A 13,592-nucleotide genomic window follows, 5' to 3' on the forward strand; every position below is an offset into this window, starting at 1 on the left:
CCATACCACCCGGCTACACCATCCGATTTCCGAAAGAGGGTGGTCCGCCGGGACTGCATGGCTCAATCGCGTTCAAGGAGAAACAGTGAAAGGAATTCCAAAAGGACGTGATTCCCGAAACCCGAGCAAAGCTCCAGGTAACTATGACAGCTTGGACCAAGACTGGGCCGAAGGACCTTCCACCGCAGAAGTTCACTTTTGAAATTCAATACGAGAAGAACGGTAAAAATGCTCGAATCGACGCCTTCAAGGGCTGGCAGGTCCGACTTTACGGCACCACGATGCAAGTCGACCAAAAGCCGATGTTTATCGTCACTGGGATCGATGTAGCTAAGAAACAAAATAAAGCAGATCCGAAGAAACTAGATGCAGCAGGCAAAGCCGCGCACGATATAATTCACGCCTCAAGCGACAGGCAAAAAGCATGACTATTACCCTCAATTCCACCGTTGACAGCGATGCTGCCTATGACCTCCTTCTTGTCGAAGAGGAGTTGATTCTCCAGGCACAAATGTTGATCCAAGCTGCAATCAACGAGCGCGGCATCAGCCAAAAAGACTTGGCTGGGCTTCTCGGCGTCGCCCCTTCCTACGTGAGTCAGATGCTCGGCGATTCGGCGCGAAACCTGACGCTCCGGACCATTGCCCGCGTGCTTCACGCCCTTGGACGGCGAGCTGATATTAGACTGGAGAGCGCGGCCGCTGATGCGTCTGAAGAAGCTCCCTGCGTCGAAAGCGCGCCTGCCGCGAACGATGAAGTTCGACCGCCGTTCGATCCGTTCGACCCGGACGTTTGGGATGAGGTTGTCAGTCTTCCTGCGAAAAAAGGAAGGCGCCGACGTGAGGATGCGCATGATTACGCTTCCTATGATGCCCCCTATCTCATGGCTGCTTAAACGATATGCCTGAAAAAAATATCGCCACCGAGAAAGTTGCGCCGGAGCACTTTAATCAGGTGGTGGCGCACGCGACCATTCGCGATATTCGGCTTATCGGCACGAAGTTTGACATGAAGCCAGAGGCGATCGAGGCTGCCCGAGAAATCTGGGCATTCCAGGTTAGCGACGATCTCGACGATTGGTCATGCGATAACGAGAAGGGCACGCTCTCTGGGACCTTTTCCTATACCGCCGCTTGCGTTGTGGGGCGCAAGAAGATTTTGAGCGTCACCTGCCGCTATCTCGCGATCTACCGCCTTTCTGACATCTGCAATGAAGACGCTGGGAAGCAATTCTTGGCTCGTGTTGGTCGGTTCTCCGCATACCCGTATTTTCGAGCGATCTTTGCAACCCTGACGCAGCAAAGCGGTATGGTGCTGCCGCCCCTTCCAGTAATTCATGATGGCCCCCGTTGGGTTACCCCCCCCGCCGCCCCGAAAATTGCACAGGTCGCCGACACCCAGTCAGACTAGCGCAGCGTTGCGACCGGGGTGGCCTTACCCGCTGCCCGCGGTCGAGCGTGTCGCTCGGACCGCGCCCGTAGCCTTTTTACTCGTGCTCGGTAGAGACGTTGGGTGCCCGCTGCGATGCGGCACTGTCGTCACCTAGACGGGATAGCGATCGTTGATCCTGTATCTCATGGGCGCCGCACCACGTTCAAAATGAGGGTGAAGCCCGAAACCATCAACGCGACGAACGAGATCGCTATCGCCCATCTGGCGGTACTCCGCTCTCGACGGCGGATCTCGGCATCGACGATTGACCTAGCCACGCCGTCGTTACTCCGTACGTGCGGGAATAGGTGCAGATCGTAATCGCTCAGGCGCTGGGCGAGGCGCGGCGTCAATTGATGCAGACCTGGGACATCGCTGACCGTAACAGTTCCACGTCTAGCGAACGGCATCCACCATGGGCGCCAACGGCTCACGATCACCGGCGAGCCGCTACGTGTCACTATCCGGACGTCTCTCCAACGCTTCGTGCGCGACGTATTGTTTTGCATTAGCCGCTTTCTGCCTGATCAGTAAACACCGCGGGTGTCGGCCTCGCCTGGCGGATCTCCATTGTCGCGCTCACGCCGAGCCATGTCGATGACCTCGCGGCGGCTCACATCGAAAATATCCAACGCCGTGAACGTTCGTTCCCACAATGGCTGTGCGGCTACCCCGTCGGCTTGATGTCGCGCATATTCAAAAAGGGATTCCGCCCGAGCGTACATCGAGGCGGCCTGCAGGATATATACGGCTAGCATCGAAGTTCGCACTTCGTCGCCGGTGGTCAACTTGCGGGTGCGCGCTCCCAAGACCTGAGCCTCCCGTAATATGCTCTCGATGCGCTCGGCCACCCCATCGCTATCCGTTAGCGCAACGATGCGCTCGAGGGACTCCAACGTTGCAGATGGAAATGGCGCGATCGCTAGCGTGACCCGATATGCGGCAAGCGGGTTGGCGTCGTCCGGGTAGAGCGCCGCCGCTGCGGGCCACGCCCCGTTAAGCGTTCGCGCCGTCGTCTCGGCATAGTCGCAGATCGCGCTCAACACTGCGGGCAGCGACGCTCGCGCGGCGCGCAGCCGACCAGCGCGGTCCCGATCGGCCTGCCTGCGCATTTCGACCAATTGTTCGCGGCTCGAGCGAAGTTGACGCCGCGAAATTTCTGCAGCGATCAGCGCGGCGCAAAGCGCAACGCCGCTGGCGATAATCGTCTGATAATCGTAGAACCAACCGTGAGCGACCGCCGGTGGCGGGGTGCCGACATAAGCAGTTATATTAAGCGTCACGAAGCTACCGCCGAACCAGGGCGACTGGTGCCCGATGCCGCCAAGTGGGAAATAGCTGCCCCGATCAGCGAGCCGGCTATTACGAGTAGAAGGGCGTAGATCGCGGGATGCCGTTCGTTCCAGCGCTTGGGCTTGGGCGCGGTCCAGCCATCGCTAAAAGCGCGGATCTCAGCGCCGAGATCCTTCCCAACTCCGTCGATCAGGGCTTGAGCTGCCGTTTGCACCGAAGGGCCAGGGGAATTAGCGAGACGGAGCGACGAACCGAGAACATCGGGGGCCTGCCGCATATGATCATAAAACGCAGCCGAGACAGCGGCGGTGGCCTTCTTCCAAGCCTGTCCCCGGTGATCGATGCGCTTCCCAATTTCCTCGAAGATCTGACGCAGGGCCTCGGCTGTCCTATCGCGGAAGACACGTACTGCCGCCTTCACGGTTGCGCCGCTTTGAAGCATGCCCTTCGCCGAGTGCTCGGCATGCATCGCATTGCAGCCCTGTCGAATTGCCACACGTGCAAATGCGAGCACCTCCTCGGCGCGAGCTCTATAGTCTAGATTTCGGCTCACTCACCCTCCCAAAGTCAGGAAAGGGTTGTCGACTGTTTAGCAAGACAAGTCCATTCGTTTGCCGCGACTTTTCGGAATCGCCCCACCGACAAATGGCGAATGGGTTGATTACCTGGCTTCAATTCTGAATTTGCCCCGCAAACGCCCTAATGCTCGCCACCTCGATGCTCACCGATCGCAAGCCCGTTTCCTTACGGGTCAGCTTGCCCTGTTCGATCAGGTTGTAAATAGTCCCGCGGCTCTTGTTTAGCGCCTGCATTGTCTGCTCCATCGACGCGAGCAGCGCCCCAGGGGGGATGGCGGCGGGATCCGCCTTCCGGCGCAAAGGGCGCACGTCCGCCACGTCCACAACGACCTCATCGACAGGCCGGGCCGCTGCCGGCTTCGGTGCACCCTTCGCCTTCCGCTTGCGGCGCCGAGCGATCGGTGTGCCCTCGTGATGAGCGATTAGCCATTCGATGTGCTTGGCATTGAAGGTGATGCCGGTCACCACAGCGGCCGGCGCGCCGCCGATGAGCTCGGACCCGGCGAGCCGAAACGTGCCGCTCACCCACACGTCCGCCACGATACTATCGAGAATTAGTCGCTGCCAGAAATCTACCGGCACCGTGGCGCCGCGAAATGATGCGCTATTACCTGTCGCGTCGATTGTCTCGATCGCGAGCGCGTAGGCTTTGACTAACCCGGCCGCCGCGAAGTCGGCGATGATCGTCTGCGCATCTTCGATGCCGGCCGCCTCGACGACCTGCGCTGCCTTCATCGGCGTCATGGTAGTATGCGCGTTCAAGGTTCCGCCGCCCCGTGTTGCAATATCCAACACGCATCGTGCAGCCATAGGGGTGAAGAAACCCTAGCAAGGCCCGGCTAATTTCCATCGTTGTTCACCGTTGTTAACGGACAAACAATTCCAAATGAGGGAACAATGTGGGGAAAGATTTCGGCAAACGAGGCAATTTAAGCCATGTTTACAGTTACCTAGCGCTAGGTGAATGGTGCCCGGAAGAGGACTCGAACCTCCACGCCCTTGCGAGCGCCAGCACCTGAAGCTGGTGCGTCTACCAATTCCGCCATCCGGGCACTGGGTAGGTCGCGGGCCTTAGGGGAGGCGAGTCGGCCTTGTCAACACACTGTGTGCTGGGGCAAGGGCTGACCACCCCAAGCGAATGGCAGGCACAAGGCGCACGCGATGAAGAATACACTGGTTACGCTGATCGGCGGCGGAGGGTTTCTCGGCCGCTATGTCGCACAGGCGCTGCTCGCAAGCGGTGCGCGCGTGCGAATCGCGCAGCGCGATCCGCGTCAGGCATTTTTCCTCAAGCCGCTCGGTGGCTTGGGTCAGACACAATTCGCCGTTGCCGACATTTCCAAGCCCGATTCGATCCGCCGCGCGGTCGCGGGCTCCGACGCGGTGGTCAATCTCGTCGGCATCCTGAGCGGTGACTTCCAGAAGATCCAGGTCGAGGGTGCGCGGATCGTCGCCGAGGCCGCTGCCGCTGCGGGGGTCGCATCGCTCGTCCATGTCTCGGCGATCGGGGCCGATCCGCACTCCGCCTCGGCCTATGGCCGCTCGAAGGGCGAAGGCGAGGCTGCGGTCCACGCCGCCTTCCCGACCGCCACGATCCTGCGCCCGTCGATCGTGTTCGGGCGCGAGGACCAGTTCATCAACCGCTTCGCCGCGATGGTCGCGACGGCGGCGTCGATGCCGCTCGTCCATGTCGTGCCCGTGCTGCGCGCCGGCACCAAGTTCCAGCCGGTTTATGTCGGTGACGTGGCGGACGCCGTGATCGCGGCGCTGAGCCATCCCGAGCTCGCCGCCGGCAAGACGCTCGAGCTCGGCGGGCCCGACGTGCTGTCGATGGGAGCTCTGGTGCGCTGGATCGCCAAGGCGACCAACCGCACGCCGAAAATCGTCGAACTGCCCGATGCGATCGGCGCGGCGATCGCTGCGGTCGGCTTCCTCCCGGGTGCGCCGATCACACAGGATCAGTGGAAGATGTTGGCAAACGACAATGTGGTTTCGGCGACCAACGGACTAGAGCTGCTCGGCATCACGCCGACGCCGCTCGACGCGGTCGCGCCGGGCTGGCTGGTGCGCTACCGCAAGGGCGGACGCTTCGCGGTGCCGGCGGCGGCATAAGCGCCGTCTATTAGGGGGAATTTCGTGGGCGACATTATCAGCATCATCCTGCTCGGCATCGTCGAGGGGGTGACCGAATTCCTGCCGGTGTCGTCGACCGGCCACCTGATCCTCGCGACCAAGCTGCTCGGCTATGATGCGGCGCGCTGGCAAGTGTTCAACATCGTCATCCAGCTGGGCGCGATCCTCGCGATCGTCGTGCTGTACTGGCGGACCTTCCTCGCGGTCGCGATGGGTCTGGCGCGGCGCGATCCGGTGTCGCTGCGCTTTGTGCGCAACATCCTCGTCGCGTTCATTCCCGCCGCGATCCTCGGGCTTGCGATCCACAAGCAGATCGAGGCGCTGCTCGGCAATGCGGTGGTCGTGTCGATCGCGCTCGTCGTCGGCGGGATCGCGATCATCGCGGTCGAGCGGCTCGCCCCCAAAAGCGACATCGTCGGCGTCGCGGACATTCCGCTCGGCAAGGTCGTCGGGATCGGCTGCCTGCAATGCCTGGCGATGGTGCCGGGCGTCAGCCGTTCGGGCGCGACGATCCTCGGTGCGCTCGCGCTCGGGGTCGAGCGGCGCACCGCTGCCGAGTTCAGCTTCTTCCTCGCAATCCCGACGATGCTCGGCGCGACCACGCTCGAACTCGTCAAGAACCGGCACGAATTGCTGAGCGGGCAAGGCGTCGGGCTTGGCGCTATCGGCCTCGGCTTCGTCGTCGCGTTCATCGTCGCGCTGCTGGTCGTGAAGTGGTTTGTCGGTGTCGTGACACGCTATGGCTTCGTGCCGTTTGCTTGGTACCGCATTATTGCCGGAACCGCGGCTTTCGTGTGGCTTATGACTATTTAGTCCGTTTCGGCCATATTTGGACTGTGAACGACGCTGAAATTCGTTGCATTCCCGACGTCGCGATTTAAATAGGTCAGCTTTGCTGCCATAAATCACGTTTTCGTAATGACAGCGTGACGATCGCTCGGTATTTGCGCATCCGAAAGGTGCGCACATGGCTGACACGTCCCTGTTGAAATTCGTCGATCGCGAGCAGGTTTATCCCGCAAAGCGCGAGCCCGAGCTCCGCGCCGAAGACTTTCGCGAGATTGCCGAGCGCTATCCGGTTCCCGATGCGGAAGCCCAGGCCGGGCGCTGTTCGCAATGCGGCGTGCCCTATTGTTCGGTCCACTGCCCGCTCCACAACCACATCCCAGACTGGCTGAGGCTGACCGCCGAGGGCCGGCTCCGCGAGGCGTACGAGCTCAGCAACGCGACCTCGACCATGCCCGAGATCTGCGGGCGGATCTGCCCACAGGACCGCCTGTGCGAAGGCAATTGCGTGATCGAATTCTCGGGCCATGGCGCGGTGACGATCGGCGCGGTCGAGAAGTTCATCACCGACACCGCATGGGAAGAAGGCTGGGTCGAGCCGCTCGTCCCCGGCCGCTCGCGCGGGCAATCGGTCGGCGTGATCGGCGCGGGCCCGGCAGGCCTCAGCGCCGCCGAATATCTGCGCGGCAACGGCTATGACGTCCATGTCTATGATCGCTACGACCGCGCGGGCGGGCTGCTGACCTACGGCATCCCCGGCTTCAAGCTCGAAAAGCCCATCGTGACGCGCCGCGTCGAGCGGCTCAAGGCCGGCGGCATCGTCTTCCACGAGAATTTCGAAGTCGGTCGCGACGCCAGCATGGACGAGCTGCGCCAACGCCACGACGCGATCCTGATCGCCACCGGCGTGTACCGCGCCCGCGCGATCAAGGCGCCGGGCGTCGACGCGAACGGCGTGGTCGATGCGCTCGCCTTCCTTACCGCATCGAACCGCAAGGGCTTTGGCGATGCCGTGCCGAGCTTCGACGATGGCAGCCTCAACGCCGCGGGCAAGCATGTCGTCGTGATCGGCGGCGGCGACACCGCGATGGACTGCGTCCGCACCGCGATCCGCCAGGACGCGGCGTCGGTGAAGTGCCTCTACCGCCGCGACCGCGCCAATATGCCGGGCTCGCAGCGCGAAGTCGCCAATGCCGAGGAAGAAGGCGTCGAGTTCGTCTGGCTGTCCGCGCCCGAGAGCTTTGCCGGCGAAGGCGCGGTCTCCACCGTCAAGGCGAACGCGATGCGGCTCGGCGCACCCGACGCCTCGGGCCGCCGCGCGCCCGAGATCGATCCCGAAGGCGGGTTCGAGCTCAATGCCGACCTGGTGATCAAGGCGCTCGGCTTCGATGCCGAGGATCTGCCGACGCTGTTCGGCGCGCCCGAATTGAACGTGACGCGCTGGGGCACGGTGCTGGTCGACAACAAGACGCTGATGACCTCGCTCGACGGCGTGTTCGCGGCGGGCGACATCGTGCGCGGCGCGAGCCTCGTCGTCTGGGCGATCCGCGATGGGCGCGACGTCGCGGCGAACATGCACCGCTATCTCAAGACCAAGGCCGCGGCCGATATGGCGGCGAGCAAGCAAGCGGCATGATGCGGCGTCGGACCCGCCTGTGGCTCGGCCGGAGTGCCACGCTCGGCGTCGCGCTGCTTGCTGGCGCGACGGCGCATGCCGAGACGCGGCGCCCTGCTTTGCCCGCGCCCGCCGCCAATGCCGATGCCGCCGCCGACTATGACGAACGCCGCGCGGCCGCCGGTCGGCTGCTCGTCGTCAGCCGCTTCCGTGCGCGGCAAGCGGTGCTGATCAAGGACGCGATCCGCGCTGCCGAGTCCGAACTGACCGAGAATTGCCTCGATCGCGCGGCGACAGGGCGCGACATGAAGCCGTGCCAGGCGTTTGTCAGCCCGAGCGCGGGGACTAGGGCGCGGCTCGCCGCGAGCGAATCCGCGATCCTCGACGATCTGATGGCGGCAAGCCAGACGATCTACGCGCGGCGCTTCACCGCTGCCGAGCTCGACGAGATCGCGCGCTTCTTCCGCACGACGGTCGGGCAGCGTTATGCGCTCACCTCGCCGCAGCTCCTCAACGAAGTTCAATCCCGCAAGCGCGAGATCGTGCGTCGCTATCTGAGCGCCGCCACAGCCGCCGACACCAAGGGGTCCCAACGATGACCGACCAGCACGCCTATCTCGCCGAGCACGGCATGTACCGCCCCGAATTCGAAGGCGATGCCTGCGGCGTCGGCCTCGTCGCCGCGACCGACGGCACGCCATCGCGCCGCGTCGTCCAGTCGGCGATCGATGCGTTGAAGGCGGTGTGGCACCGCGGCGCGGTCGATGCCGATGGCAAGACCGGCGACGGCGCCGGGCTGCACATCGACTTGCCGCTCAAATTCTTCGACGATGCGATCGCTGCGTCGGGCCACCGTCCGCTCCCCAACCGCCTCGCGGTCGGGATGATCTTCCTGCCGCGCACCGATCTCGGCGCGCAGGAAGCGTGCCGCACGATCGTCGAGAGCATCATCATCGACGAGGGCTACACCATCTACGGCTGGCGCCAGGTGCCGGTCGACGTGTCGGTGATCGGCCAGAAGGGCTTGGCCACGCGCCCCGAGATCGAGCAGATCATGATCGCCGGGCCCTTGCCCGAGGAGGCGAGCTACGCCGAGTTCGAGAAGAACCTCTATCTGGTGCGTCGGCGGATCGAGAAGCGCGTGATCGAGGCGCAGATCCAGGGCTTCTACATCTGCAGCCTGTCGTGCCGCTCGATCATCTACAAGGGGCTGTTCCTCGCCGAATCGCTGTCGATCTTCTACCCCGATCTGCGCGACACGCGTTTCGAGAGCCGCGTCGCGATCTTCCATCAGCGCTATTCGACCAACACCTTCCCGCAATGGTGGCTGGCGCAACCCTTCCGCACGCTCGCCCACAACGGCGAGATCAACACGATCCGCGGCAACAAGAACTGGATGCTCAGCCACGAGATCCGCATGGCGAGCCTCGCTTTCGGTGAGCATTCGGAGGACATCAAGCCGGTGATCCCGGCGGGCGCGTCGGACACGGCGGCGCTCGACGCGGTATTCGAAGCGATCTGCCGCTCCGGCCGCGACGCGCCGACCGCCAAGCTGATGCTCGTCCCCGAGGCGATGGCCGATTCGATCGACATGCCCGCCGATCATCTCGCGATGTACCAGTATCTCGCCTCCGTCATGGAACCGTGGGACGGCCCCGCCGCGCTCGCGATGACCGATGGCCGCTGGGCGGTCGCGGGCATGGACCGCAACGCGCTGCGCCCGCTCCGCTATGTCCGAACGATCGACGGCTTGCTGATCGTCGGGTCGGAGAGCGGGATGGTCGTCGTCCCCGAATCGACCGTGATCGAGAAGGGCCGGCTGGGGCCGGGCCAGATGATCGCGATCGACCTCGACGAAGGCGTCCTGCTGCACGACCGCGCGGTGAAGGACCGGATCTCGGGCGAGCATGATTATGCCGCGATGATCGGCGAGTTCACCAGCATCGAAGACCTGCCATTGCCCGGCGGCGATCCAGTCACGCGCTTCGAGCGCGCCGATCTGACGCGCCGCCAGGTCGCTGCCGGCCAGACGCTGGAGGATATGGAGCTGATCCTCGCGCCGATGGTCGAGGGCGCGAAGGAAGCGATCGGCTCGATGGGCGACGATACGCCGCTCGCCGTCATCTCGGACAAGCCGCGGCTGATCAGCCAGTTCTTCCGGCAGAATTTCAGCCAGGTCACCAACCCGCCGATCGACCCTTTGCGCGAACGCCACGTCATGTCGCTCAAGACGCGCTTCGGCAACCTCGCCAACATCCTCGATACCGAGGACCGGCGCGACGGCGTGCTCGTGCTCGAATCGCCGGTGCTCGACGGGGCCGACTGGGCGAAGCTCAAGGCGCATTTCGGCAGCCAGGCGGCCGAGATCGACTGCACCTTCGAAGCGGGCGGCGGCCCAGAGACGCTGCGCGCCGCGATCGCGCGGATCCGCGCCGAAGCGGTGACGGCGGTGCGCCAGGGGCATAGCGAGCTGTTCCTCACCGATCGCAACATCGGCCCCGACCGGATCGGCATCGCCGGCGTCCTCGCCGCGGCGGCGGTCCACACGCATCTCGTGCGGATGGGCCTGCGGTCGTACGCCAGCATCAACGTCCAGACCGCCGAATGCCTCGACACGCATTACTACGCCGTGCTGATCGGCGTCGGCGCGACGACGGTCCACGCCTATCTGGCCGAGGCGTCGATCGCCGATCGCCACGCGCGCGGGCTGTTCGGTGCGCTGAGCCTCGCGGAATGCCTCGCGCGGCATCGCCATGCGGTCGAGGAGGGGCTGCTCAAGATCATCTCGAAGATGGGGATCGCGGTAATCTCGTCCTACCGCGGCGGCTATAATTTCGAGGCGGTGGGCTTGAGCCGTGCGCTGGTCAACGATCTGTTCCCGGGCATGCCCGCGAAGATCTCGGGCGAGGGCTATGCCTCGCTCCATCTCAACGCGCAGCTGCGCCACGACAAGGCGTTCGACGAGGGTGTCGCGACGCTGCCGATCGGCGGCTTCTATCGCCAGCGCCATACCGGCGAGACGCATGCCTATTCGGCGCAGCTGATGCACCTGCTGCAGAACGCGGTCGCGACCGACAGCTACTCGACCTACCTGCAATTCTCGCGCGGGGTGGAGGCGTTGCCGCCGGTCTATCTGCGCGACCTGCTGCAGTTCAACTTCCCCGCCGAGGGCGTTCCCGTCGACCAGGTCGAGGCGATCACCGAGATCCGCAAGCGCTTCGTGACGCCGGGCATGTCGCTCGGCGCGCTCAGCCCCGAGGCGCATGAGACGCTCGCGATCGCGATGAACCGGATCGGCGCCAAGGCGGTGTCGGGCGAGGGCGGCGAGGACAAGGCGCGCTATCAACCCTATGCCAACGGCGACAACGCCAACTCGGGCGTCAAGCAGATCGCGAGCGGCCGCTTCGGCGTGACGGCGGAATATCTCAACGCCTGCGACGAGATCGAGATCAAGGTCGCGCAAGGCGCCAAGCCCGGCGAGGGCGGGCAGCTGCCTGGCTTCAAGGTGACCGAGTTCATCGCCAAGCTGCGCCATGCGACGCCCGGCGTGACGCTGATCTCGCCGCCGCCGCATCACGACATCTATTCGATCGAAGATCTCGCGCAGCTCATCTACGACCTAAAGCAGATCAACCCGGTCGCGCGCGTCTGCGTCAAGCTGGTGAGCTCGGCCGGGATCGGCACCGTCGCGGCGGGCGTCGCCAAGGCGCATGCCGACGTCATCCTGATCGCCGGCCATGTCGGCGGGACCGGCGCCTCCCCGCAGACCAGCATCAAATATGCCGGTACGCCGTGGGAAATGGGGCTCTCGGAGGTCAACCAGACGCTGACGCTCAATGGCCTGCGCGGTCGCATCAAGCTGCGCACCGATGGCGGGCTCAAGACCGGGCGCGACATCGTCATCGCCGCGATCCTCGGCGCCGAGGAATTCGGCATCGGCACGCTGTCGCTCGTCGCGATGGGCTGCATCATGGTGCGGCAGTGCCATTCGAACACCTGTCCCGTCGGCGTCTGCACGCAGGACGAGAAGCTCCGCGCCAAGTTCAGCGGCAGCCCTGAGAAGGTCATCAACCTGATGACCTTCATCGCCGAGGAAGTCCGCGACATTCTGGCACGCCTCGGCTTCCGCAGCCTCGACGAAGTGATCGGCCGCACCGAACTGCTCCGCCAGGTCAGCCGTGGCGCCGAGCATCTCGACGACCTCGATCTCAATCCGATCCTCGCCAAGGTCGACGCGCCGGACGATCAGCGGCGCTTCAGCCTGACCGGTCGCCGCAACGAGGTGCCCGACAGCCTCGACGCGCAGATCATCAAGGATGCCGCCGCGGTGTTCAGCCGGCGCGAGAAGATGCAGCTGACCTATTCGGTGCGCAACACGCACCGCGCGGTCGGTACGCGGCTGTCGAGCGAGATCACGCGCACCTTCGGCATGTCGGCACTCGCCGACGGGCATGTCCATGTGCGGCTGCGCGGCTCGGCCGGGCAGAGCCTCGGCGCATTCCTGTGCAAGGGCATCACGCTCGAAGTGTTCGGCGACGCCAACGACTATGTCGGCAAGGGGCTGTCGGGCGGGATCATCGCGGTACGCCCGGTGGTAAGCTCGCCGCTCGCCTCGCAGGACAACACGATCATCGGCAACACCGTGCTCTATGGCGCGACCTCGGGCAGCCTCTACGCGGCGGGCCAGGCGGGCGAGCGCTTCGCGGTGCGCAATTCTGGCGCTACCGTCGTGGTCGAGGGCTGTGGCGCGAACGGGTGCGAATATATGACCGGCGGCACCGCGGTCGTGCTCGGGACGGTCGGCGCGAATTTCGGCGCGGGGATGACCGGCGGGATGGCGTTCGTCTATGACGCCGACGGCAGCTTCGCACGCCGCGCCAACCCCGAGAACATCACCTGGAACAGGCTGTCTTCGCTGCACTGGGAAGCGGTGCTGCTCGGCCTCGTTCGCGCGCACCATGCCGCGACCGATTCGAAATGGTCGGGCGCGTTGCTCGACGATTGGGGGCGTGTGGTTGATCGCTTCTGGCAGGTGGTGCCGAAGGAAATGCTCACTCGCCTCAGCCACCCGCTCGATGATCGCGAGGAGCAAGTCGCGGCGGAGTAGGCCCCTTCCGTCGGGGGACGGCCCCTCCGTCACCCCCGCGGAAGCGGGCGTCCCGCTTCTTCTGCCGACGCTGGAAAGAAGCGGGATCCCCGCTTTCGCGGGGATGACGGGGCAGGTGCATCTGTCCCGATGCAACTCGCGGATCGACAAAACGCCCCGAATCGTGCTATGCGCTCCGCTCGATCGGGGGCGTTCGAGGGTTGATTATGCGTAGAATTTTGCTCGGTCTGGTCGCTTGCGGCATCGCCACTCCGGCGTTCGCGAATGAGAGCGCACCCCCGCCCCGCCCGCTCCCCGATGCGGCGCAGGTCGGCGCGCTGCTGTCGAGCCCGCTCGTCCAGGAAATCATCGCGACCACGGTCGACCAATATGCCGATGCGCTGCTCCAGACGCATGTCGGCCCGCTCGCCAAGCTGACCGACACGCGCGACCATGTCCGCCCCGAGGACACGCTCGGCGATCTCGCCGCGCGCACCCACCCCGATTACCGGCGCGACCTGCACAACCAGACCCGCAGCGCGGTCGCCGCGACTAGCCAGGCCGCGCGCGACATCGCCAGCCTCAGCGCCGAGCTCAAGCACACCACCGAACGCCTCCGCGCGGCGATTGCGCTCACCCAGGCCGAGGTCAGCGCGGCCCGCTGATCCGG

Annotated in this window: 12 protein-coding genes and 1 tRNA gene; 9 read left to right on the top strand and 4 right to left on the bottom strand. The window is 64.5% G+C overall.

The window, feature by feature from the left end; genetic code table 11:
* The first annotated feature begins 107 nt into the window (after positions 1–107).
* Genes IE187_RS09955 through IE187_RS09965 form a run of 3 tightly spaced genes read left to right on the top strand, consistent with a single transcriptional unit; the run spans position 108 to position 1,410 of the window.
* Positions 108–428 carry a hypothetical protein gene (locus IE187_RS09955; protein ID WP_189676094.1) on the top strand — a complete coding sequence of 107 codons (321 nt, stop codon included), beginning with the start codon at positions 108–110 and terminating at the stop codon, positions 426–428.
* The gene (locus IE187_RS09960) at positions 425–895 is read left to right on the top strand and encodes a helix-turn-helix domain-containing protein (RefSeq protein WP_189676095.1); all 471 of its coding nucleotides are present in this window, start codon (positions 425–427) and stop codon (positions 893–895) included. Before IE187_RS09955 ends, IE187_RS09960 begins: the two co-directional genes overlap by 4 nt.
* A 5-nt stretch (positions 896–900) precedes the next feature.
* Positions 901–1,410, top strand: coding sequence for a hypothetical protein (locus IE187_RS09965; RefSeq protein WP_189676096.1), 510 nt, complete (start codon positions 901–903; stop codon positions 1,408–1,410).
* A 548-nt stretch (positions 1,411–1,958) separates the two neighbouring features.
* On the opposite strand, the gene IE187_RS09970 is transcribed toward IE187_RS09965, so the two are convergent.
* The 4 genes from IE187_RS09970 to IE187_RS09985 form a co-directional block, all read right to left on the bottom strand.
* Positions 1,959–2,714, bottom strand: a complete 756-nt coding sequence (locus IE187_RS09970; protein WP_189676097.1) for a hypothetical protein — start codon at positions 2,712–2,714, stop codon at positions 1,959–1,961.
* Positions 2,711–3,193, bottom strand: a complete 483-nt coding sequence (locus tag IE187_RS09975) for a hypothetical protein (RefSeq protein ID WP_189676098.1) — start codon at positions 3,191–3,193, stop codon at positions 2,711–2,713. Before IE187_RS09975 ends, IE187_RS09970 begins: the two co-directional genes overlap by 4 nt.
* A gap of 202 nt (positions 3,194–3,395) precedes the next feature.
* A complete protein-coding gene (locus IE187_RS09980; RefSeq protein WP_189676099.1) occupies positions 3,396–4,046 on the bottom strand; it encodes a hypothetical protein in 651 nt (216 codons plus the stop codon).
* A gap of 221 nt (positions 4,047–4,267) precedes the next feature.
* Positions 4,268–4,354, bottom strand: a tRNA-Leu gene (locus tag IE187_RS09985).
* Between the two features lie 109 nt (positions 4,355–4,463).
* Between IE187_RS09985 and IE187_RS09990 the strand changes: the two genes are divergently transcribed.
* The 6 genes from IE187_RS09990 (at position 4,464) to IE187_RS10015 (ending at position 13,587) form a co-directional block, all read left to right on the top strand.
* Positions 4,464–5,414 (top strand): complex I NDUFA9 subunit family protein, encoded by a 951-nt coding sequence (locus tag IE187_RS09990; RefSeq protein WP_189676100.1) that lies wholly within the window; start codon positions 4,464–4,466, stop codon positions 5,412–5,414.
* 24 nt (positions 5,415–5,438) lie between these two features.
* A complete protein-coding gene (locus IE187_RS09995; protein ID WP_189676101.1) occupies positions 5,439–6,248 on the top strand; it encodes an undecaprenyl-diphosphate phosphatase in 810 nt (269 codons plus the stop codon).
* A 154-nt stretch (positions 6,249–6,402) separates the two neighbouring features.
* Positions 6,403–7,857 (top strand): NAD(P)-dependent oxidoreductase, encoded by a 1,455-nt coding sequence (locus IE187_RS10000; RefSeq protein WP_189676102.1) that lies wholly within the window; start codon positions 6,403–6,405, stop codon positions 7,855–7,857.
* Positions 7,857–8,435, top strand: coding sequence for a DUF2059 domain-containing protein (locus tag IE187_RS10005; RefSeq protein WP_189676103.1), 579 nt, complete (start codon positions 7,857–7,859; stop codon positions 8,433–8,435). The genes IE187_RS10000 and IE187_RS10005 overlap by 1 nt, the downstream gene beginning before the upstream one ends.
* Positions 8,432–12,943 carry a glutamate synthase large subunit gene (gene gltB, locus IE187_RS10010; RefSeq protein ID WP_189676104.1) on the top strand — a complete coding sequence of 1,504 codons (4,512 nt, stop codon included), beginning with the start codon at positions 8,432–8,434 and terminating at the stop codon, positions 12,941–12,943. The genes IE187_RS10005 and gltB overlap by 4 nt, the downstream gene beginning before the upstream one ends.
* 206 nt (positions 12,944–13,149) lie before the next feature.
* Positions 13,150–13,587, top strand: coding sequence for a hypothetical protein (locus IE187_RS10015; RefSeq protein ID WP_189676105.1), 438 nt, complete (start codon positions 13,150–13,152; stop codon positions 13,585–13,587).
* The last annotated feature ends 5 nt before the right edge of the window (positions 13,588–13,592 follow it).

Source organism: Sphingomonas glacialis, from assembly GCF_014653575.1.
In the GTDB taxonomy this organism is placed as follows: domain Bacteria; phylum Pseudomonadota; class Alphaproteobacteria; order Sphingomonadales; family Sphingomonadaceae; genus Sphingomonas; species Sphingomonas glacialis.